The organism is Roseococcus sp. (assembly GCF_965227005.1).
Lineage (GTDB): Bacteria > Pseudomonadota > Alphaproteobacteria > Acetobacterales > Acetobacteraceae > Roseococcus.
Window position 1 is genome coordinate 382,436 of the sequence record NZ_CBDDFJ010000036.1, and the last position, 21,904, is coordinate 404,339.

The 21,904-nt window shown below is 69.1% G+C and carries 19 protein-coding genes; 10 read left to right on the forward strand and 9 right to left on the reverse strand.

All coding sequences use genetic code 11. From position 1 onward, the window contains the following. On the forward strand, window positions 1-837 hold the full coding sequence (panC, locus tag ACO057_RS19200; RefSeq protein WP_421994443.1) for a pantoate--beta-alanine ligase: 837 nt from the start codon (window positions 1-3) through the stop codon (window positions 835-837). Between the two features lie 98 nt (window positions 838-935). On the opposite strand, the gene ACO057_RS19205 is transcribed toward panC, so the two are convergent. The 7 genes from ACO057_RS19205 to recG all read right to left on the reverse strand — a co-directional run bounded on the left by ACO057_RS19205 (window position 936) and on the right by recG (window position 8,978). After that, window positions 936-1,922, reverse strand: a complete 987-nt coding sequence (locus ACO057_RS19205; RefSeq protein ID WP_421994445.1) for a Bug family tripartite tricarboxylate transporter substrate binding protein — start codon at window positions 1,920-1,922, stop codon at window positions 936-938. A 37-nt stretch (window positions 1,923-1,959) separates the two neighbouring features. Then, entirely contained in the window at window positions 1,960-2,406 is a 447-nt protein-coding gene (locus ACO057_RS19210) for an NUDIX hydrolase (protein ID WP_421994447.1), read from the reverse strand. Continuing rightward, window positions 2,403-3,449: a DUF4340 domain-containing protein gene (locus ACO057_RS19215; RefSeq protein WP_421994449.1), complete on the reverse strand. Its 1,047-nt coding sequence runs from the start codon at window positions 3,447-3,449 to the stop codon at window positions 2,403-2,405. The genes ACO057_RS19210 and ACO057_RS19215 overlap by 4 nt, the downstream gene beginning before the upstream one ends. After that, on the reverse strand, window positions 3,446-5,377 hold the full coding sequence (locus ACO057_RS19220) for a GldG family protein (protein ID WP_421994451.1): 1,932 nt from the start codon (window positions 5,375-5,377) through the stop codon (window positions 3,446-3,448). Before ACO057_RS19220 ends, ACO057_RS19215 begins: the two co-directional genes overlap by 4 nt. A gap of 4 nt (window positions 5,378-5,381) precedes the next feature. Then, window positions 5,382-6,113 carry an ABC transporter permease gene (locus ACO057_RS19225; protein WP_421994453.1) on the reverse strand — a complete coding sequence of 244 codons (732 nt, stop codon included), beginning with the start codon at window positions 6,111-6,113 and terminating at the stop codon, window positions 5,382-5,384. Continuing rightward, window positions 6,110-6,835 carry an ABC transporter ATP-binding protein gene (locus ACO057_RS19230; protein ID WP_421994455.1) on the reverse strand — a complete coding sequence of 242 codons (726 nt, stop codon included), beginning with the start codon at window positions 6,833-6,835 and terminating at the stop codon, window positions 6,110-6,112. Before ACO057_RS19230 ends, ACO057_RS19225 begins: the two co-directional genes overlap by 4 nt. Before the next feature lie 64 nt (window positions 6,836-6,899). Then, entirely contained in the window at window positions 6,900-8,978 is a 2,079-nt protein-coding gene (gene recG, locus ACO057_RS19235; protein ID WP_421994457.1) for an ATP-dependent DNA helicase RecG, read from the reverse strand. Between the two features lie 67 nt (window positions 8,979-9,045). Between recG and ACO057_RS19240 the strand changes: the two genes are divergently transcribed. Next, entirely contained in the window at window positions 9,046-9,303 is a 258-nt protein-coding gene (locus ACO057_RS19240; protein ID WP_421994459.1) for a succinate dehydrogenase assembly factor 2, read from the forward strand. Then, window positions 9,300-12,758: a transcription-repair coupling factor gene (mfd, locus tag ACO057_RS19245; protein ID WP_421994461.1), complete on the forward strand. Its 3,459-nt coding sequence runs from the start codon at window positions 9,300-9,302 to the stop codon at window positions 12,756-12,758. Before ACO057_RS19240 ends, mfd begins: the two co-directional genes overlap by 4 nt. Window positions 12,759-12,777: 19 nt before the next feature. Here mfd and ACO057_RS19250 read toward each other — a convergent pair whose 3' ends face one another. Continuing rightward, window positions 12,778-13,374: an acyloxyacyl hydrolase gene (locus tag ACO057_RS19250; RefSeq protein WP_421994463.1), complete on the reverse strand. Its 597-nt coding sequence runs from the start codon at window positions 13,372-13,374 to the stop codon at window positions 12,778-12,780. A 159-nt stretch (window positions 13,375-13,533) separates the two neighbouring features. Next, the gene (locus ACO057_RS19255) at window positions 13,534-14,208 is read right to left on the reverse strand and encodes a DsbA family oxidoreductase (protein WP_421994465.1); all 675 of its coding nucleotides are present in this window, start codon (window positions 14,206-14,208) and stop codon (window positions 13,534-13,536) included. A gap of 24 nt (window positions 14,209-14,232) precedes the next feature. Here ACO057_RS19255 and ACO057_RS19260 point away from each other — a divergent pair, with 24 nt between their 5' ends. The 7 genes from ACO057_RS19260 to ACO057_RS19290 all read left to right on the forward strand — a co-directional run bounded on the left by ACO057_RS19260 (window position 14,233) and on the right by ACO057_RS19290 (window position 21,881). After that, window positions 14,233-15,312, forward strand: coding sequence for an AI-2E family transporter (locus ACO057_RS19260; RefSeq protein ID WP_421994467.1), 1,080 nt, complete (start codon window positions 14,233-14,235; stop codon window positions 15,310-15,312). A 41-nt stretch (window positions 15,313-15,353) separates the two neighbouring features. Next, on the forward strand, window positions 15,354-16,940 hold the full coding sequence (locus ACO057_RS19265; RefSeq protein WP_421994469.1) for an ABC transporter substrate-binding protein: 1,587 nt from the start codon (window positions 15,354-15,356) through the stop codon (window positions 16,938-16,940). A 28-nt stretch (window positions 16,941-16,968) separates the two neighbouring features. Beyond that, complete coding sequence (locus tag ACO057_RS19270; protein WP_421994471.1) at window positions 16,969-17,949, forward strand: ABC transporter permease; 981 nt, start codon at window positions 16,969-16,971, stop codon at window positions 17,947-17,949. Continuing rightward, on the forward strand, window positions 17,949-18,851 hold the full coding sequence (locus ACO057_RS19275; RefSeq protein ID WP_421994473.1) for an ABC transporter permease: 903 nt from the start codon (window positions 17,949-17,951) through the stop codon (window positions 18,849-18,851). The genes ACO057_RS19270 and ACO057_RS19275 overlap by 1 nt, the downstream gene beginning before the upstream one ends. A 1-nt stretch (window position 18,852) precedes the next feature. Then, the gene (locus ACO057_RS19280) at window positions 18,853-19,824 is read left to right on the forward strand and encodes an ABC transporter ATP-binding protein (RefSeq protein WP_421994475.1); all 972 of its coding nucleotides are present in this window, start codon (window positions 18,853-18,855) and stop codon (window positions 19,822-19,824) included. Further along, window positions 19,821-20,837 carry an ABC transporter ATP-binding protein gene (locus ACO057_RS19285; RefSeq protein ID WP_421994477.1) on the forward strand — a complete coding sequence of 339 codons (1,017 nt, stop codon included), beginning with the start codon at window positions 19,821-19,823 and terminating at the stop codon, window positions 20,835-20,837. The genes ACO057_RS19280 and ACO057_RS19285 overlap by 4 nt, the downstream gene beginning before the upstream one ends. A gap of 72 nt (window positions 20,838-20,909) precedes the next feature. Beyond that, on the forward strand, window positions 20,910-21,881 hold the full coding sequence (locus ACO057_RS19290) for a Bug family tripartite tricarboxylate transporter substrate binding protein (RefSeq protein WP_421994479.1): 972 nt from the start codon (window positions 20,910-20,912) through the stop codon (window positions 21,879-21,881). Window positions 21,882-21,904: the final 23 nt, after the last annotated feature.

The following is a 21,904-nucleotide window of genomic DNA, read 5'->3' on the forward strand; positions in this document are numbered from 1 at the left end:
ATGTTGATCGTTCGTGACGCGGCCGCACTCGCGGCCGCCGTTTCCGCCTGGCGCGACGCGGGAGACCGCGTCGCCGTCGTGCCCACCATGGGCTATCTGCATGAGGGGCATCTGGCGCTCGTCGCCCGCGCGCGGGAGCTGGCGCAGCGGGTGATCGCGACGATCTTCGTCAACCCGACGCAATTCGCCCCGCACGAGGATCTCGGCCGCTATCCGCGCGACGAGGCCGGGGACGTGGCGAAGCTGGAGACGGCGGGGTGCGACCTGCTCTTCGCGCCCCCGGTGGAGGTGATGTACCCGCCGGGCTTCGCGACCCGCATCGCCATGGGCGGGCCGGCCGAGGGGCTGGAGGGGACGCACCGGCCGCAGATGTTCGCCGGGGTGGCCCTGGTCTGCTCGCGGATCTTCGGGCTGACGCGGGCGGATGTGGCGGTCTTCGGCGAGAAGGACTGGCAGCAGGTGATGGTGGTCCGCCGCGTGGTGGAGGACCTGGCGATCCCGGTCGCGATCGAGACGGTGCCGACGGTGCGGGCGGTGGATGGCCTGGCGCTGTCCTCGCGGAATGCCTACCTCGATCCGGAGGCGCGGGTGAAGGCGGCGGCGATGTATGCCGCGCTGACGCAGGCGGCGGAGCGGTTGAAAGCGGGGGCTACGTCGGCGGAGGCCTGCGGGGAGGCGGAGGAACGGCTGCGGGAGGCTGGGTTCCGGCAGGTGGATTACGTGGCGCTGCGAAGTGCGCGAGAGTTTTCGGAGCTAGGACGGCTGGACGAGCCAGCCCGTGTGCTTGGAGCGGCTTGGCTAGGTCAGGTTCGGTTGATCGATAACCTGCCGGTGTGACGGTCTGAAAATAGACCGCCTTTTTGCCGAACATAGCTCCAGGCGTGCTTTTGACGCTGTGCGCCTCAGGCCCGCCGAGAGCGCCCTTGGTTGGATTTCTACTCCAACCTAGCCCCCGAAACCTGCACCAGCCGCTGCCAGACCGGCGTCTCCCGCTCGATCAGCCCATCCAGCGCCGCCGGACTCTCGCTCACCACCGTCTCGTAGCCCAGCGGCTTCAGCTTCTCCACGAAGTCCGGCTGCGCCGCGATCGTCCGGATCGCCGCATGCAGCCGCGTTAAATGCGCCGCCGGCGTTCCGCCCGGCGCCATCACCGCATTCCAGGTCGAGACGTTGTGCTGCCCCAGGCCGAGGTCGGCGAAATCCTTCATCCCCGGCACCTCCGGCAGGATCGACAGCCGCTCGTGCGAGCTCACCGCCAGGGCCACGAAGCGCCCGCTCGTCACATGCGGCATCAGCGCCGGCATCACGTCGAACATCATGTCGATCGTCCCGCTCAGCGTGTCCGTGATGGCCGGGCCGCCGCCGCGATAGGGCACGTGCAGGATCTTGGCGTTCGCCGCCGCGTTGATCGCCTCGATGTTGATGTGGCTCGACGTGCCGGTGCCGCTGCTGCCCATCTTCACCTGCTCGGGATGCGCGCGGCTCCACTCCACCAGCTTGCGGAAGTCGGTCCAGCCGTTGCGCCGCGCATTCTCGGCATTCACCACGCACATCAGCGCGCCGTCGGTGACCTGCGAGACGGAGGCGAAGTCCGTGCGCGGGTTGAAGGGCAGCCGGCTCGTCATGAAGGGGAAGGCGCAGACGACGGTGACGCCGAGCAGCCCGATCATCGTGCCGTCCTTGTCGCCCTTGGCGAGGAAGTCCGCCCCGATCATCCCGCCTGCGCCCCCGCGGTTCTCGATGACGACGGAGGCGCCGACCACGGGCGCCAGCTTCTCGGCCATGATTCGCCCCAGCAGGTCGACGGCGCCACCGGGCGGGAAGGGAACCACGAGCCGCAGCGTGCGTCCCTGGGCGTGAAGGGCCGGCGCTGCCAGAGGGAGGGCGCTTGCCCCAAGAAGCATGCTGCGTCGCATCATCATGGCCGTTTTCCCTTTAATCATACGGCCATGTTGAGGCTTACTTCGTGAGTTCGGCAAGCCTCTGTCGGGACAAAGAAATGACGTCCAGCGCGGCTTTGGTGAGCTGATAGGCAGCCAGCTGCCGCGGTCCTGCCCAGGCCACGGCCGCGACGTCGTCGCCGGGCTTCGCCTCGCCCGCATGCCAATGCGCGCAGTAGTCGATGATCGTATAGTGATAGCGCGGCTGGCCGCGGGCATCGAGCGAGATGGCGTCGATCACGTCGGCCAGGATCAGCGGGCCGGCCTGCAGCCCCGTCTCCTCCAGCAGCTCGCGCCGCGCGGCCATCTGCGTGGTTTCGCCCAGATGCTGCGCGCCGCCGGGCAGCGACCAGGAGCCCACGCGCGGCGGCTTGCCGCGCTGGACCAGCAGCACCTCGTCGCCCCGGAACAGCACCACGCCGATGCCGACCCAGGGGCGGTCGGGGTATTCGCGCTCGTCGCTCACTGCGGCGGGGCGGCGGGCTCGGGCTCCGGTTCGGCCGCCGGGGCCGCGGGCAGCAGGTCGGCGAGGCGCGGGATCAGCGCCTTCTCCTTCCAGATGCCGAGCTGATAGGCCCAGCCGTCCCAGCGCGCCTGGAACGCGCGGGCCTCGTCGCTATCGCCCTCGGCACGCAGCTTCACCCAGAGCACCTGGCCGTCGCGCAGCGGTGTCGCGGTGATGGTGAGGCCGTCGGTGTAGTGGAACCGGCTCTGACCCAGCGCCTCGCCGGGCGTGTCGGCCTCGTGGCGCACCTCGACGAAGGTGAGCATGTCGAAGGCGCGGCCCACCTCGTCCAGCGCGCCGCGATCGGTGACGAGGGGCTCGGCCGGCACCACGACCTCCAGCGGCGCGTCCACCTCGCCGGCGCGGGCGAGCGCGAGCGCGGGCTCCCCGCTGCGGGCGATGTCGATGCGGCGCAGGCGCTCGGGCGCCAAGCTCGCCATGTCGCGGTTGATCCAGAGCGAAGGGTCGGCATCGGCGAGGACGCGCCCTTCCGCCAGCCAGGACCTCTGCTCGTCCGGCCGGCGCACATAGATCGCCTCGGGCACATTGCCCTGGGTGCGGACGCGGCGGCGGCCCAGGATGAGCTCGGCGATCACGCCGCTTTGGCCGTCCAGCACGCGCAGCCGCGCGGCGGTGCTGCCCTCGCGGGCCGGGTCGTCCACGCCGATATCGGCATGGCGCGCGGGGTCGGAGGTGCGCTCCTCGACGAGGCGCAGCTCGGTCAGCCCGGTCAGCATCTCGCGGATGCGCTCGCCGCGGGCGGGGTAGCCGGCCATCTGCTCGATGCGCCAGGCATCGCCGTCGCGCATCAGGGTGACGGCCTGGCCGTGGCGGGTGATCTCGATCCGCATCGCCGTCCCGAGCCGCGCCGCGAGGCCGGGGAAGGCGAGGGTGCCGGGGACGAAGACGCCCTCGGACTCGTTCTGCGGCTTCAGGAGATAAGCGCCGGCGAAGGTGGCGACGGCCGCCCCGCCCAGCAGCAGCAATCCGCGCCGGCCCATCATGCGCGGGCCGCCGCGCGACGGCGGCTCCTCACCAGGGCCATCGTCACCGCGAAGACGGTCAGCAGCACGGGCACGAAGGCGATGTTGAAGACGCGCAGCCAGAATTCCAGCGTCTCGATGTCGCGCCGCAGCTCCAGCTGCACGCCGCGCAGCTGGCGCCGCGTGGCCGCGATCTCCTCGCGGGCGCGGTCGATCTCGGCGCGCTGCTCGGGGGTGATGACGGTCTGGTTGGTGTTGCGCGCGGCACCTTCGACGCCCGCCGGGGCGGTGCCCTGGCGCAGCTCGCGCAGGCGGCGCTCGGTGGCCGTCAGCCGCTCGGTGAGCTGCTGCTCGGACTGGCGGAACTGGGCATCGGCCTGGCGGCGGATGTTGTCCACCAGCTCGAAGGGCCGCTGGCCCTCGCCGCGCGAGCGCAGGCTGATCATGGCGTCCGAACCGGCCAGGGTGTCGGCCAGGTTCACCACGAAGCTGCCATTGCCCGAGAAGGGCGTGGCGACCTGCTGGCCGAAGAAGTCCTGCACGCGCACCCAGAAGCGGTCCTCCAGGATGTCGGAGTCATTGGTCACGACGATATTCGCCGGACCCTCGGTCGCCGCGCGATGGGCGGGGAAGTCGGCCACGCGCTCGATGCCTTCGGCGAGCGGCGGGGCACCGTCGGGGAAGGCGGTGCGCAGGTTGCCGCGGATGCGCGCGGCGATCACGCGCCGCTGCCCGTCCGCGCGGAAGTCGGCGAGGATGCGCGTGGGCGTGGGCTCGTTGCGCACCTTGGCCGCGTCCACGACCATGGATTGTGCCGAGCTGGTCAGCAGCGGGATGAACTCGATGCCCGATCCCTCGCGCGGGCTGAGGAAGCCCGCGGAACCCACCGTCACCTGTTCGATTTGCGCGGTGGCGACCTCGGTGCGGTTCACGCTGTCGCCCTGCAGGTTGAACCAGGCGATGTAGTCGACGGCCTGGACGCGGTCCTGCGGGCCGGCGCGCACGCGCCAGGCGCCGCGCAGGTCCAGCACCACCTGGTCGTCCGGCGCATCCACGCCCCAGGCGTTCAGCAGGCGCGGCAGGGAGGAGGCGGTGTCGGTGTTCGGACGCCCGCCGGGGCCGGGGCGGCTCGCCTGCATCTCGCTATGCGGGTCGAGCATCAGGAAGAGCTTGCCGCCGCGCATGACGAACTGGTCGACGGCGTATTGCGCGACGTCGGACAGATGCTGCGGATGGGCGAGGAGCAGGATCTGCACCGCGGCCGGGATCACCTGGGCGTCCATGGCGACGTCCTGGACGGTGAAGGTCTCGCGCAGCTGGCGGATGATCACCTGCGGCTGGGCGAGCTGCGGCTGGCGCATCATCATCGCGCGCGGATCGCCGTTGAGCGGCAGGGCCGACATCACGCCGATGACCGGGCGCGCGGGGTGCGAGAGCTCGAAGACCAGCCGCGTCAGGTCCGCTTCCAGGAAGCGTTCGCGCTCGGGCTGGAAGAAGGGGATGTTGCGCTCCTCATCGGTGAGGTTCGCCGCCGAGAGGCCGAAATAGACCTGCTCGCCGCCCTGGTCGACGGGGACGCCCTGCAGGCCGAGGGCCTGGGCGCGGTCCTCGACGTCGGAGAAGGGCTCGGGGTCGAAGAACTCCAGCCGGATCTTGCCGCCCGAGGCCGCGACGTATTCGCGCAGCATCTCGCGCACGCGCCCGGCATAGGTGCCGTATTGCGGAACCTCCGAGCCGAGCTTGCGCGAATAGAAGAGGCGGAAGGTGATCGGGTCCTGCAGGCTGCCGAGCACCTGCCGCGTGCCGGGCGAGAGCGTGTAGAGGCGCTGCTGCGTGAGGTCGACGCGCGCGGCGTAGAGCGTGCGGTCGGCCAGCAGGTTGACGCCGATGGCGAGGGCGAGGGCCAGCAGCACGCCGAGGGCGGAATAGGTGAGGCGACGGTTCCGCATGGGATCAATCCGCCTTCTTGTGTTCGAGGATGACGGCGTTCAGGAACAGCCAGAACCCGATGAAGCTGGCGAAGAAGAGGATGTCGCGCGCCGAGACGACGCCGCGCGTGAAGCCCGAGAAGCGCTCGTTCACCGAGACGCCGCGCGCCACATCCGCCAGCACGGGCAGGTTGGCCGAGAGGAACTCCGTCACCACCGGCGAGCCGGCGGCGGCGAAGAGGAAGCAGGCCGCGACCGCGAGCACGAAGGCGATCACCTGGTTGCGCGTCAGCGCCGAGATGGCCGCGCCGATCGCGAGATAGGCGCCCGCCACCAGCAGGCAACCCAGATAGCCGGTCAGCACCACGCCGTTATCGGGCCGGCCCAGGATGTTGATGGTGATCCAGAGCGGGAAGGTGAGGGCCAGGGCCACCGCGCAGAAGGCCCAGGCGGCGAGGAACTTGCCGACCACGGCCTGGGCGGCGGTGATGGGCAGGGTCAGCAGCAGCTCGATGGTGCCCAGGCGCCGCTCCTCGGCCCAGAGGCGCATGGTCAGCGCCGGGACCAGGAAAAGAAAGAGCCAGGGGACGAAGCTGAAGAAGGGGATGAGATCCGCCTGGCCGCGCGTGAAGAAGCCGCCGAGCGTGAAGGTCAGCGACCCCGACAGCACCAGGAAGATCACGATGAAGACGGTGGCGACGGGGGTGGCGAAATAGGCGGCGAATTCGCGCCGCGCGACGACCATGGCCGCGCTCATGCCGCTTCTCCCAAAGTGAGCGCGCGGAAGACGTCGTCCATGCTGCGCCCATCGGCCACCAGCTCGGCGGGCGTGGAATCGGCCAGGACCCGGCCGCGGGCGATGACGATGGCGCGCGAGCAGACGGCGGCCACCTCCTCGAGGATATGGGTCGAGATGATGATGGCCTTTTCCGGCGCCATGGCGCGGATCAGCTCGCGCACCTCGTGCTTCTGATTGGGGTCGAGGCCGTCGGTGGGCTCGTCGAGCACCAGGACGGGGGGCGAGTGCAGCAGCGCCTGGGCCAGGCCGACGCGGCGCTTGAAGCCCTTGGAGAGGGTCTCGATCGGCTGGAGGCGCACGCCTTCCAGCTGGGTCTTGGCCATGGCCTCGGCGATCCGGTCGTCCTTCTCCGAGCCGCGGAAGCCGCGGATGTGGGCGCAGAACGACAGGAAATCCGTCACCGACATTTCGGGGTAGGTGGGCGCGCCCTCGGGCAGGAAGCCGAGCTCGCGCTTGGCGGCGACGGGCATCTCCACCACGTCATGGCCGCAGATGCGCGCGGTGCCGGCCGTGGGCAGCATGAAGCCGGCCAGCATGCGCATGGTGGTCGACTTGCCGGCGCCGTTGGGGCCGAGGAAACCCACGACCTCGCCCTTGGCCACGGAGAAGCTGACCCCGTCCACGGCAGTAAAGCCGCCAAATTTCTTGGTCAGCCCTTCGATCTCGATGAGTGCAGACAATCCAGATCTCCCAATCCGGCCTCCGGTTTACCCTGGGGGGCGGGGTTTTCAAGTCGCGGAGATTTCACCCGGCGGCCAGGATCGCCACGGCATCGAGCTTGTCGAAGAGGCGCAGGAGGTCGCGGGCGGCCATTCCGCGCGGCGAGGTGAGGTCCGGATCGCGCTGGAGCAGCACCTCCGCGTCGGTCGCGCCCATCTCGATCAGGGCGCGCTGGCGGCGCTCGGCGGCCGAGTCCTCCTCGCCGCGCAGGCCCAGCCTGAACAGGACCTGGCCGGCCTGGCGGGTGCCCAGCGCCTCGCCGCCGCCTCGAAGCCGGAGGTCTTCCTCGGCGATGACGAAGCCGTCCTCCGTGTCGCGCAGGATGAGCAGGCGCTCGCGCTCCCTCTCGGTGAGGCCTTCCGAATGGACGAGCAGGCAGGAGGACGGCTTGGAGCCGCGCCCGACACGGCCGCGCAGCTGATGCAAAGCGGAAAGCCCGAAGCGCTCGGCCTGCTCGATCAGGATGATGGTGGCTTCCGGCACGTCCACGCCCACCTCGATGACCGTGGTGGCCACCAGGATCTGCGTCCGCCCGGTCGCGAAATCCGCCAAAGCCTGCTCGCGCACGTCCACGTCCAGCTCGCCGTGGGCGAGGCCGACCTTGCCCGGGAAGCGCTCGGAAAGCTCCGCGAAGCGGGTCTCGGCGGCGATGCTGTCGTCGTGGTCGCTGCCGGTGATGGCGCGCACCACCCAATAGGCGCGCTCGCCGCGCTCCACGGCCGAGGCCATGCGGGCCGTGATCTCCTCCAGCCGTGCGCCGCTGGCGATGCGGGTGGCGATGGGCTTCCGCCCGGCCGGCTTCTGCGCGATCCGGCTCACCTGCATCTCGCCCCATTGGGTGAGCTGGAGCGTGCGCGGGATGGGGGTGGCGGTCATGACCAGCATGTCCACCTCGCTGCCCTTGCGCGAGAGCTCCAGCCGCTGGGCGACGCCGAACCGGTGCTGCTCGTCCACCACGGCGAGGGCGAGATCGTGGAACTCCACCGCCTCCTGGAACAGCGCATGGGTGCCGATGGCGATGGGGATGGTGCCATCCGCGAAGCCTGCCAGCACGCGGCGGCGTTCCGCCCCCTTCACGCTGCCGGCCAGCAGCGCGGTCGGGACCGGGCAGATGCGCTCCAGCGTTCGCGCGTGCTGGCGGGCCAGGATCTCGGTCGGCGCCATGAGGGCGGCCTGGCCCCCGGCCTCCACGGCCTGGAGCATGGCCAGCACCGCCACCAGCGTCTTGCCCGAGCCGACATCGCCCTGGAGCAGGCGCAGCATGCGGTGCGGCGCGGCCAGGTCGGCCTCGATCTCGGCCAGGGTGCGGGTCTGGTCGGCGGTGGGGGGGAAGCCGAAGGCGGCGAGGGCCTTGCGGCGCAGGCTCCCATCGCCGGTCAGAGCGCGGCCGGGCGCGTCGCGGCGGCGGCGGCGCAGCAGGCCGAGGGCGATCTGCCCGGCCAGGATCTCGTCATAGGCCAGCCGCTCCCAGGGCTTTTCCGAAGCACGGACGACGGGGGCGTGCAGGGCGCGCAGGGCCTCGGCGAAGGGGGGCCATTGCTCGCGCGCCATCAGCGGGCCGTCATGCCATTCGGCCAGATCGGGCAGGCGGTCGAGGGCGGCCCGCATCGCCGGCGCCATATGGCCCCGCGCCAGGCCCTCGGTCAGGGTCCAGACGGCCTCCAGAGTCGGCAGGGCGTCCTCGTCCTTGGCGACGTCGGGGCTGATGCAGGACCAGGCCTCGCCCTCGGGGCGGATGCGTCCCGAGATGAAGCGGTTCTCCCCGCGCGGCAGCAATCGCTCGATCCAGCCGAGGTTGGACTGCATGAAGCGCAGCGTGACCTCCTCCTCGGTCCGCACCTCGATATAGCGGCGGGCGGCGCGGCTCATGGCGGAGCGGTAGGACATGGGCGTGACGCGCAGGACGCAATCGACATCCGGCGCGGCTTCCATGGGGTGCGTGATGCGCCGTCGCTCGGCCACGCGGTCCGGAAGATGGAAGAGGAGGTCGAGCACGCGCGCGCCGCCGCAGGCCTTCTCCAGCAGCAAGGCCCGTTTCGGACCTACGCCAGGAAGCGAATCAAGGGGTTCTAGGAGACCCGGGAGGCTGACAGTCTGGCTCACGCGGGCCTATATGGCACTCGTGACGAGTCCTGACGAAGCCCCCGAACTTCCCACCCGCCAACGCCGGATGCTGTTTCGGGCCCTGCACCGCGGCACGAAGGAGTGCGACCTGATGATCGGCGGCTTCGTGCGCCGGAACATCGCGGGCTTCTCCGAGGCGGAACTGGACGAGCTGGAACGCATCCTGGAAATGCTGGATGTGGACCTGACCGACTGGCTCACCGGCCGCCAGCCCGTCCCCGACGCGGCGCGAGGGCCGCTGCTGGACCGCATCATCGCCGCCGCCGACCTCCCCGGCTCGGGCCTGCCGGACCATCTGCGATGAGTGGCGGGCTGCCAAAGGGGCTGGACGTCTATGGAGCGGCGGAAGGTTATGACGCCCTCCTGATCCGCCAGCGTCGCGTCGAGAGCCAGGAGCCGGTGCTCCACGTCTGCCGCGACGACGCACGCATGGCCCGCCTCGCCGATGCCCTGGCCTTCTTCATGCCCGAGGCCGAGATCCTGCGCCTGCCGGCCTGGGACTGCCTGCCCTACGACCGCGTCTCGCCGAATCCTGAGCTGGTGGCCGAGCGCGTGGCGACCCTGGCCGAGCTGACCACCAAGCCGGCCGGCCACCGCATCGTGCTGACCACGGTGAACGCTCTGGTCCAGAAGGTGCCGCCGAGCACGGCCTTCGCGGGCTCGGCGCTGCTGCTGCGCAAGGGCGGACGGGCCGAGATCGATCAGGTCACGCGCTTCCTCGATTCCAACGGCTACAACCGCACGGGCACGGTGATGGAGCCCGGCGAATACGCCGTGCGCGGCGGCATCCTGGACCTCTTCCCCTCGGGCGAGAGCGAGCCGGTGCGCGTCGACCTCTTCGGCGACGAGATCGAGAGCATCCGCCGGCTCGACACCGGCACCCAGCGCAGCGGCGCGGGGCTGGACCGGCTGACCCTGCGCCCGGTGGGCGAGGTCTTCCTCGACCAGCCCTCCATCGAGCGCTTCCGGGCGGAGTATCGCGAGCTCTTCGGCAATGCGGCGGCGGAAGACCCGCTCTATGCCTCCATCAGCGCGGGGCGGCGGCATCCGGGGATGGAGCACTGGGCGGCGCTCTTCCACGACCATATGGAGACGCTGCTCGACTACCTGCCCGGCGCGTCGGTGAGCCTCGATTCCCAGGCCGACGAGGCCCTGGCCGCGCGGCTGGAGATGATCCAGGACCATTACGAGGCCCGCCGCATCCCCGCGCGGATCAGCGAGGGCGAGGTGCCCTACCGGCCCGCCCCGCCGAAGATGCTCTATCTGGATCAGGCCGGCTGGGACGCGATGCTCGCGGGCGGCAAGCGCCTCAATTTCTCCCCCTTCCACAAACCGGATGGCGCGGCGGGCTATGACGCCGGCGGGCGGGCAGGGCGGCTCTTCACCGAGATCCGCCAGGCGGGCGAGAACCTCTTCTCCGCCTATGGCGCCCATGCCGAGACCGAGCGCGGACGTGGCCGCCAGCCCATGCTGGCCGCCTGGACGCGCGGCTCGCGCGAGCGGCTGGTCACGCTGCTGCGCGAGAACCGCGTCGCGGCCGAGCCCGTCGAGGATTTTTATCAGTTCCAGAAGCTCACGCCCGGCACGGTGGGCGTCGGCATCCTGGGGCTGGAACGCGGCTTCACGGCCGACAACATCTCCATCGCCGCCGAGCAGGACCTGCTGGGCGAGCGCATCGCCCGCCCGCCGCGCCGCAAGAAGCGCGCCGACCAGTTCATCGCCGACGCCACCCAGATCGAGGTGGGGGACCTGCTGGTCCATCAGGACCACGGCATTGGGCGCTATGACGGCCTCGCCACCATCGAGGTGAGCGGCGCGCCGCATGACTGCCTGCGGATGATCTATGACGGCGGCGACAAGCTCTTCGTCCCCGTCGAGAACATCGAGATTCTTTCCCGATTTGGCAGCGAGACCGCGGGCGTCGCGCTCGATAAGCTCGGTGGGGCCTCCTGGCAGGCGAGAAAATCCAAGGCCAAGCAGCGCATCGCGGACATGGCCTCCGCGCTCATCCGCATCGCGGCCGAACGCCAGACGCGCGAGGCGCCCATCATGGCGCCGCCCGAAGGCAGCTGGGACGAGTTCTGCGCGCGCTTCCCCTATGTCGAGACCGACGACCAGGCCCGCGCCATCGCCGACGTGCTGGAGGATCTCGCGGCCGGCAAACCGATGGACCGCCTCATCTGCGGCGACGTCGGCTTCGGCAAGACGGAGGTCGCGCTGCGCGCCGCCTTCACCGTCGCCATGGCCGGGGTGCAGGTGGCGGTGGTCGTGCCCACGACGCTGCTGGCCCGCCAGCATCATCGCACCTTCACCGCGCGCTTCGCCGGCCTGCCGGTGAAGGTGGCCCAGCTCTCGCGCATGGTGACGGGCAAGGAGGCGGCTGCCGTGAAAGCCGGCCTCGCCGATGGCTCCATCGACATCGTGGTCGGCACCCATGCGCTGCTGGGCAAGACGATCCAGTTCGCCGATCTCGGCCTCGTCATCGTTGACGAGGAGCAGCATTTCGGCGTGAAGCACAAAGAACGCCTGAAGGACCTCCAGGCCGGCGTTCATGTTCTGACGCTCACCGCCACGCCCATCCCGCGCACCCTGCAGATGGCGCTCTCGGGCGTGCGCGAGATGAGCGTGATCGCGACGCCGCCGGTGGATCGCCTGGCCGTGCGCACCTTCATCATGCCCTGGGACGGCCTCGTCCTGCGCGAGGCGGTGCAGCGCGAGCGCTTCCGCGGCGGGCAGATCTTCTGCGTCGTGCCGCGGATCGAGGACATGCAGCGCATGTCCGAGCGCCTGGTCGAGATCGCGCCCGATGCGCGCGTGGTCCAGGCCCATGGCCGCCTTGCGCCCACCGAGCTCGAACAGGTGATGACCGAGTTCGGCGACGGCAAGTACGACATCCTGCTGGCGACCAATATCGTCGAGAGCGGGCTGGACATGCCCGCCGTGAACACGCTGTTCATCCACCGCGCGGACATGTTCGGGCTGGGCCAGCTCTACCAGCTGCGCGGGCGCGTGGGGCGCGGCAAGCAGCGCGGCTATGCCTATCTGACCTGGCCGCCGCACCACCGCCTCTCGCCCACCGCGCAGAAGCGCCTGGAGGTGATGCAGACGCTCGACAATCTGGGCGCCGGCTTCACCCTGGCCAGCCACGATCTCGATATCCGGGGCGCGGGCAATCTGCTGGGCGAGGAGCAGTCGGGCCAGATCCGCGAGGTCGGCATCGAGCTCTACCAGGAGATGCTGGAGGAGGCCGTGGCCGATCTGCGCGCCGGTTCGCGCAAGCATCGTGAGACCGAGGGCAGCTTCACCCCGCAGATCAATCTCGGCCTGCCGGTGCTGATCCCCGAGAGCTATGTGGCGGAGCTGCCCGTGCGGCTCGGCCTGTACCGGCGCATCGGCGCGCTGATGACGGATGCCGAGGTCGAGGCGATCGCCGCCGAGCTGGCCGATCGCTTCGGGCCCATCCCGGTCGAGACCGAGAACCTGCTGCAGGTCGTGGCGCTGAAGCTGCAATGCCGCGCGGCGGGGGTGGAGAAGGTGGATGCCGGGCCGAAGGGCGTGGTGGTCGCCTTCCACAAGAACCGCTTCGCCAATCCGGCCGGGCTGGTGGCCTGGGTCTCCAGCCAGAAGGGGCTGGTGAACCTGCGGCCCGACCACAAGCTGGCCCTGCTGCGCGAACTGCCCTTCGAGGCGCGCGTGAAGGCCGCGCGTGGGCTCGTGGCGAAGCTGCTGGAAGTGGCCCTGCAGGCCCAGGCGGCGTGACGCTGCGGCGATGCGCCGCTCAGAACCCCAGGCCGAATCGCAGGCCGACCGTGTTCAGCCCCTCATTGCTCCGCGACAGCCCGCCATTGGACATGTGGTCGATGAAGAGCGCGACCGAGTGGCGCGGCGTGAACTGGTAGCCGATCTCGCCGCCGCCGCGGAACAGCAGGCTGCTCCCCAGCGCCTTGCGGTCGGTCAGATGCGTGTTGCGCAGCCCGTCATGCACGGCGCCGCCGCCGAAGAGATCCAGGCGGATGGCGTCGCCGCGCCGGAAGACATCGTGGGCGAGAGGCACGCTCCAGGTCGCGCCGAAATAGCCCGAGCTGGTATTGCCCGAGGTATTGGCGGTGAAGCCGAGATGCGGACGGGGCGTGGCCAACCAGCGCCAGCTCGGCGAGAGGCTCTCGGCCCAGGCGCGGGGGAGGGGCGTCACGAAGAGCAGTTCCCCATTGATGTCGAGGCCGCTCTCGCGCCCGCCGGCCAGCCAGGCAGGATCGTGCCAGGTCAGGCCGCCGCGCAACTCGCTGAGCCAGGTCGCGGCGGTCTCGCCGGCATGCATGCGCGGGAGGGCGTCCTGCGCCTGGGCGGCGAGCGGCAAGGCGGCCAGCAAGGGCACGACGAAAGCCAGTCGGAAGGCGCGATGAAAAGAAATCACTGCGAGCACCCCGGGAAATGACGTGTTGCGACCAAAGATCGGGATTTGGGAAGCGACGTCAGTCTGGCAGGGAAAATTATATGGGTCGCGCAATAAATTCTTCTAAAAAGACTGACAAAGTCAGAAGGCCAGCGCGACCTCGATGAGCCGTTCCAGTACCTCGGGCTCCTGGGCGCCGGCGATGGCGTGCTCGCCCTCCACCAGGAAGCAAGGCACTCCGTTGATCCCCAGCCGGTGCGCCCGCAGGTTTTCCAGATGCACCCATTCCATCTCGCCCGGCCCGGCGAGGAAGCGCTGGGCGGCGGCGGCATCGAAGCCCTGCTCGCCCGCCAGCATGGCCAGGGTGGCGTGCTGGCCGATATCCAGGCCCTCGCAGAAATAGGCGGAGAAGATCCGCTCCACCAGCAGGTCCGCATTGTCCTGCCGCGCGGCCCAGCGCAGCAGCCGGTGGGCGTCCAGGCTGGCGGGGATGCGGCGGACGAGGTCGAATCGGAAGTGGATGCCCTCGGCGAGGCCGAGCTCGGCGATGGTGCCGTGCAGGCGCCGCGCACGGTCCTCGCCGCCGAATTTCCGGGTCAGCCAGTCCTGACGGGGGATGCCCCCCGGCGCGATCTCGGGGTTTAGCAGGAACGGGCGCCACTGAATGTCCGGCTGGATGTCGTGCCGCCCGGCCAGGACGCGCATCAGCCGCCGGATGCCGAGGTAGCACCAGGGGCAGACCAGGTCGAAGACGACCTCGATGGACAGTCTGGGCCGGGGAGGAGCGAGGACGTTCACATCTGCATTGTAGCGCAAGCCGGTTCCGGGCAAAGGGTTCTGATGGAAAGCGGCAAGCAACAACTGGCACGGCTCGTGGCACTGGTGGGGGCGGCGGCCCTGGCGGCGGGTTGCTTCCTGGTACTGAAGCCGTTCATTTCATCGCTGCTCTGGGCCGTCATTCTGGTCTTCTGCACCTGGCCGGCCTATCGGATGCTGACCGACCGGCTGAAGCTCGGCCCCAACACGGCCGCGGTGATCATGGTCTCCGTCGAGTTCCTGGTGATCGGCCTGCCGCTGGTCTTCGCGACGCCGGTGAGCCGCGAGGACATCGATGGCATCCGCAACTGGATCGAGCGCGTCTTCTCCGAAGGACTGCCCGATCTCTCCGGCGTCTTCCTCTCCATTCCCCTGGTGGGCGAGCGTCTGAGCACCTGGTGGCAGGCCGTGGCCGGCGACACCTTCAGCATCGTCGCGGTGTTCCGCCCCTATGCCGGGACCATCGCCCAGACCCTGCTTGGCCTGCTCCTGGCCCTGCTTTCCGGCATCGCGGAGATGCTGATCGCCATCCTGCTCGCCTTCTTCATCTATCGCGACGGCGAGGCGCTGGCGAAGCACGCCTATTCCCTGCTGGAGCAGGTCGCGGGCCCGCGGGCGCAGCCGCTGTGGGATCTCACGGGAAACGTGACGCGCGGCGTGGTCTACGGGCTGCTCGGAACGGCCGTGGTGCAGGGCTTCATGACCTTCATCGGCCTGTGGATTTCCGGCGTGCCGCAGCCGGTGCTGCTGGGCGTGATCGCGGGCGTCATCTCCATCCTGCCCGTGGGCGCGCCTTTGGTCTGGTTGCCGGCGGCGATCTGGCTGCTGGCCTCGGGCAGCATCGGCTGGGGCATCTTCATGCTGGTCTATGGCGCGGCGGGGATCTCGTCGGTCGACAACTTCATCCGCCCCTGGCTGATCGCGCGCGGCGCGGACCTGCCTTTGCTGCTGACGATCCTCGGCGCGCTGGGCGGCGTCTTCGCCTTTGGTTTCCTGGGATTGTTCCTGGGGCCCGTGCTGCTGGCGCTCGGCTATTCGCTCATCAAGGAATGGTCGACGGGTCAGCGCGATGAGACTTCCACGGAGCCGCGCCAGCCCCTATAGCGGAAGTCGACCGGATAACATTCCGGCGGGGGACGGCTTAGATGCGAATGCTTCGAATCACGGCCCTGGCCGTGGCACTCTCGTCCATCTGGATGGCGAATGGGCAGGCGCGAACGGTCCGCTGGGCTGCCAGCGGCGATCCCAACACCATGGATCCGCACAGCCAGAATGTCGGCACCGTCACGATGGTGCTTCAGCAGATCTACGACAGCCTCATCCAGCGCAACCGCCAGCTGGGGCTTGAGCCCGGCCTCGCCACCGCCTGGCGGCAGGAGGAGCCCCATCGCTGGCGCTTCACGCTGCGGCCGGGCGTGCGCTTCCACGAGGGCGAGGCTTTCACCAGCGACGACGTCGTCTTCAGCATCACCCGCGCTTTGGCGCCGACGAGCAATTTCGGCATCTTCGTCGACACGATCGAGCGCGCCGTCGCCGTCGACGCGCTGACGGTCGACATCGTCACCAAGGCGCCGGACCCGATCCTGCCCAACAAGCTCGCCAGCGTGATGATGATGTCGCGCGGCTGGAGCGAGCGGAACAACGCCCCGCGCCCGCAGAACACCCGCCAGCGCGAGGAGATGCATACCACCCGCAACGCCAACGGCACCGGCGCCTATCGCCTCCAGTCGCGCGAGCCCGATGTGCGCACGGTTCTGGTGCGCAACACCGACTGGTGGGGATGGCAGCTGCCGGCCAATGGCGGCAACGTGACGGAGATCGTCTTCCGGCCGATCGCCTCGGACGCGACGCGCATCGCCGCTTTGCTGTCCAATGAGGTGGACTTCGTGCTGGATCCGCCGCTGCAGGACCTCCAGCGGCTGCGCGCCCAGCCGGCGCTGCGGGTGCAGGAAGGGCCGGAGGTCCGGACCATCTTCCTCGCCATGGATACGGCGCGCGACGAGCTACTCTATTCCAACGTGACGGGGCGCAATCCCTTCCGGGATCTGCGGGTGCGCCAGGCGCTCTATCAGGCGATCGACATCGACGCGATCCACCGCACGACCATGCGCGGCCAGAGCGTTCCCACCGGCACGCTTTTCCCCGAGCAGGTGAACGGCTGGGTGCGCGAGGAGGATGTGCGCCTGCCCTTCGATGCGGCGCGCGCCCGCGCCTTGCTCGCCGAGGCCGGCTATCCCAATGGCTTCGAAATCACGCTCGACTGCCCGAACAACCGCTACATCAACGATGAGCAGATCTGCCAGGCGGTCGCGGCCATGTGGGCGCGGGCCGGCGTGCGGACGCGGATCAACTCGCTGCCGCTCGGCCCCTTCTTCGCGAAGATCCAGCGCGACGACACGAGCATCTATCTGCTCGGCTGGGGCGTGCCGACGCTGGATGCGCTCTATTCCTTCCAGTCGCTGATCGCGACGCGCAACGGCGCGCAGGGCGACGGTATCTGGAATTACGGCCGCTATTCCAACCCGGCGATGGACGCCCTGATCCAGCGCATGAAGGTCGAGACCGGCGACACCCGCGCGGCCACGATCCGTGAGGCGCTGCGTCTCTACCGCGAGGACGTGCCGAATATTCCGCTGCACCACCAGATGATTCCCTGGGCGATGCGTGCCACGCTCGACATCCCGCACATGGCGAACAACCAGCCGTATTTTCGATGGGCGACCATGAATTGAAGAAAACTTCCAGCCGGAATCCTGCCTGATGTTCTCCTTCGTCGTCTCGCGCATCCTTCAGGCTTTGCCGGTGATGTTCGTCGTTTCGCTCATCTCCTTCGCCATGTTCGCCTATGTCGGTGATCCCGTGTCGATCATGCTGGGGCAGGACTTCACCGAGGCGCAGCGGGCCGCCCTCGTGCACGACCTCGGCCTGGACGAACCCTTCTTCGTGCAATTCGCCAAGTTCATCTGGAACGCGGCCCAGGGGCAGTTCGGCCTGTCCTACCGCCTCTCGCGCCCCGTCGCGGAGCTGATCGCCGAGCGCGCGCCGGCGACGCTGGAGCTGGCGCTCTGCGCCGCCTTCATCTCGCTCTGCGTCGGCGTGCCGATGGGCATCTATACCGGCCTCTTCCGCCATTCCTGGCTAAGCCGCTTCCTGCTGACCTTCAGCCTGGTCGGCGTCTCGCTCCCGACCTTCCTCATCGGCATCCTGCTCATCCTCGTCTTCAGCGTCTGGCTCGGCTGGCTGCCGAGCTTCGGGCGGGGCGACGTGGTGCGGATCGGCTGGTGGACCACGGGCTTCCTGACCCTCTCGGGCCTCAAGGCGATGATCCTGCCGGCGATCACGCTGGGGCTGTTGCAGCTGACGCTCATCATGCGCCTCGTGCGCAGCGAGATGATGGAGGTGCTGCGCACCGACTACATCAAGTTCGCCCGCGCCCGCGGCCTGCCCAACCGGTCCATCTATTTCGGACATGCGCTGAAGAACACGCTGGTGCCGGTGATCACGATCGCCGGCCTGCAGCTCGGCTCCATCATCGCCTTCGCCATCGTCACGGAGACGGTGTTCCAGTGGCCGGGGATGGGGCTGCTCTTCATCCAGAGCGTGGGTTCGGCCGATATCCCCGTCATGGCGGCCTATCTGATGCTGATCGCGATGGTCTTCGTCACCATCAACCTGATCGTGGACCTGCTCTATTACGCGGTGGACCCCCGACTACGCGTCGGTCGCGGGGGTGGCCACTGATGAAGGCCTTCTTCGATTCCGACATCTGGTGGAGCTTCAGGAGCTCGCCGGTCACGGTCATCTCGGCCATCGTGGCGCTGGTCTGCGTGGTGGGCGCGCTCTTCGCCTCCTTCATCGCGCCGCACAATCCCTTCGACCTGGCCTCGCTCCAGCTGATGGACGCCTTCAAGCCGCCGTCCTGGGAGGCGGAAGGCGATCCGGTCTATCTGCTCGGCACGGACGACCAGGGCCGCGACATGCTCTCGGCCATCATGTACGGCGCGCGCGTCTCGCTGATGGTGGGCTTCTGCGCGGTCATCTTCTCGACGCTGGTCGGCGTCACGGTCGGGCTGGTGGCGGGCTATATGGGCGGCAAGGTGGATTCGCTGCTGATGCGCATCGCCGATATCCAGCTGACCTTTCCCTCCATCCTCGTCGCGCTGCTGGTGGACGGCGTGGTCCGCGCCGCCGTGCCGCGCGAGGTGCATGACCAGATCGCGCTCTTCGTCGTGATCTTCGCCATCGGCATTTCCAACTGGCCGCAATTCGCCCGCACCGTGCGCGGCTCGACGCTGGTCGAGCGCAACAAGGAATATGTGCAGGCGGCCCGCGTGATCGGGCTCTCGCCGCTGCGCATCATGCGCAGCCACGTGCTGCCCAACGTCATGTCGCCGGTGCTGGTCATCGCCACGCTGAACCTGAGTTTCGCGATCCTCTCGGAGGCGACGCTCTCCTTCCTTGGCGTCGGTGTGCCGCCGACGCAGCCCTCGCTGGGCACGCTCATCCGCATCGGCAACGACTTCCTGTTCAGCGGCGAGTGGTGGATCGCGATGTTCCCCGGCATCGCGCTGATCGTGATGGTGCTCTCCGTCAACCTGCTGGGCGACTGGTTGCGCGACGCCCTCAACCCGAAGCTGCGCTGACATGTCCCTGCTGCAAGTGAAGAATCTGCGCGTGGAGTTCCCCACGCGCCGCGGCACGCTGGTCGCGCTGGACGACGTGTCCTTCGAGATCGCGCCGGGCGAGGTGCTCGGCGTGGTGGGCGAGAGCGGGGCAGGCAAATCCATGACCGGCGCCGCCATCATCGGACTGCTGGAGCCGCCGGGGCGCATCGCCTCCGGCCAGGTCCTGCTCGAGGGCCAGCGCATCGACAACCTGCCCTATGAGAAGATGCGCCGCATCCGCGGCCGCCAGATCGGCGCGATCTTCCAGGACCCGCTGACCACGCTGAACCCGCTCTACACCATCGGCCGGCAGCTGGTGGAGACGATCACCACGCACCTGCCCGTCGGCCCCGGCGAGGCGCGCGAGAAGGCGATCGGCTGGCTGGAGCTCGTCGGCATCCCCGCCGCGCGCGAGCGCATCGACAGCTATCCGCATGAATTCTCGGGCGGCATGCGCCAGCGCGTGGTCATCGCGCTGGCGCTGTGCGCCGAGCCCAAGCTGATCGTCGCCGACGAGCCGACGACCGCGCTCGACGTTTCCATCCAGGCGCAGGTCATCGCCATGCTGAAGACGCTCGCCCGGGAGAAGGGCACCGCCATGATGCTCGTCACGCACGACATGGGCGTCATCGCCGAGACGGCCGACCGCGTGGCCGTGATGTATGCCGGCCGCATCAGCGAGATCGGCCCGGTGCGTCAGCTGGTGCGCCATGCGCGCCATCCCTATTCGCAGGGGCTGATGGGCTCCATCCCGCCGCTCGACCGGCGGGTGGAACGGCTCCAGCAGATCGACGGCGCCATGCCTCGGCTCTCGGCCATTCCGCGCGGCTGCGCCTTCAATCCGCGCTGCCCGAAAGTCTTCGACCGTTGTCTGGTCGAGCGGCCCGAGCTGATGGATGCGGGCACCACCCGCGCCGCATGCTGGCTCTATGCCGAAGGGGCCTCGGCATGAGCGCCGCGCCGATGCTGGAAGTGCAGAACGTCGCGCGGCATTTCGACGTGTCCAAGCCGCTGCTCCAGCGCCTCATCGCCCGCGAGGGCAAGCGCACCCTGCGGGCGGTGGACGGCATTTCCTTCGCCATCCCGACGGGAACCACCCTCAGCCTCGTGGGTGAGTCCGGCTGCGGGAAATCCACCGTCGCGCGCCTCGTCGTCGGGCTTTATGGGCCGAGCTACGGCACGGTGCTCTTCGACGGGCAGGACCTGTCGAAGGCGCGTGCGGATTCCACGCAGCGCAGCCGCATGCAGATGATCTTTCAGGATCCCTACGCCTCGCTGAACCCGCGCTGGCGCGTGGTGGACATCGTGGCCGAGCCGATCCGCGCCTTCGGCCTGCTGAAGGACAAGAAGGCCATTCTCGCCCGCGTCGGCGAACTGCTGACGCAGGTCGGTCTCTCGCCGCTGGACGGCCAGAAGTATCCGCATGAATTCTCGGGCGGGCAGCGCCAGCGCATCTCGATCGCGCGCGCGCTCAGCTCCAACCCGGAGTTCCTGGTCTGCGACGAGCCCACCTCGGCGCTGGACGTCTCGGTGCAGGCGCAGATCCTGAATCTCATGAAGGAACTGCAGCAGCGCCTGGGGCTGACCTTCCTGTTCATCAGCCACAACCTCGCCGTGGTGCGCCAGGTCAGCGACCGCATCGGCGTGATGTATCTGGGCAAGCTGGTCGAGCTCTCGCCGGCGGAATCCCTCTTCGAACGGCCGCGCCATCCCTATACGCGCGCCCTCATGGAGGCGATCCCGGACCTGGAGATGACCGGGCGTCAGCGCATTCCTGTGGGGGGCGAGGTGCCGAGCCCGATCTCCCCGCCGCCGGGTTGCACCTTCCATCCGCGCTGCCCGCTGGCCAATCAGCGCTGCCGGACGGAAGTGCCGGTGATGAAGCCGGCCCAGGACGCCCTTGTGGCGTGTCATGCCGTCGAGGAAGGGCGGGACCACGCCGCCCTGGTCCTGGCGGGGGCATAGGCACCTTAGCCAGAAAGCTATTATGATCCTCGCATGCCGGGACAATTAAACCCGGTCCGGAGGAAATGAATCATGAACCGTCGCGCCTTCGCGCGAGGCCTCGCCGCCACGCCCTTCCTGCCCGCGCTTGCCCAGGCCCAGACGCCCTGGAAGCCCGATCGCCCGATCCGCTTCGTCGTGGGCTTCGCGCCCGGCGGCAGCACCGACACCTCCGGCCGTGTCGTCGCCGAAGCCATCTCAGGCCTGCTGGAACAGCCCGTCGTCATCGAGAATCGCGTGGGCGCGGCGGGCAATATCGGCTCCGAATTCGTCGCGCGCAGCGCGCCCGACGGCTACACCTTCGTGGTCGCTTCGGTCGGCACCCATGCCACCAATCAGTTCCTGTATCGCAACATGGGCTTCCACGTGGTGCGGGACTTCACGCCCGTCTCGCTGGTGGTGCTCGGCGGCGCCATACTGGCGGTGCATCCCTCGGTTCCCGCGCGCAACGTCACCGAGTTCATCGCCCATGCGAAGGCCAATCCCGGCAAGCTGAACATGGGCACCAGCGGCCCCGGCAGCACGCAGCATTTCGCGGGCGCGCTCTTCGAGCAGCGGGCGGGGGTGCAGTTCACCCACGTGCCCTATCGCGGCGGCGCGCCGGCCATGGCCGACCTGATCGCCGGACGGATCGACGTCCTCTTCGCGCCCGCGGTGGAGGTGCTGCCCTTCGTGCGCTCCTCGCAGGTGCGCCCGCTCGGCATCACGCGTTCGGAACGGGTGGCGAGCCTGCCGGACCTCCCCACGATCGCCGAGACGGTGCCCGGCTACAACTTCAGCAGCTGGATCGGCATCTTCGGCCCGGCCAACCTACCGCAGCCGATCGTCCAGCGCATGTCCGCCGCTATCGCCGAGGCGGTCCGCACGCCCCGCACGAAGGAGCGGCTGGAGCAGCTTGGCTATATCCCGGCCGGCGGGGATGCGGCGGCCATGGCCGAATTGCAGCGCCAGGACGTGGTGCTCATGGAGGAGCTGGTGCGCCTGACCGGGGCCAACGCCGATTAGAGCAGCTCCCGATCGAGCTGCTT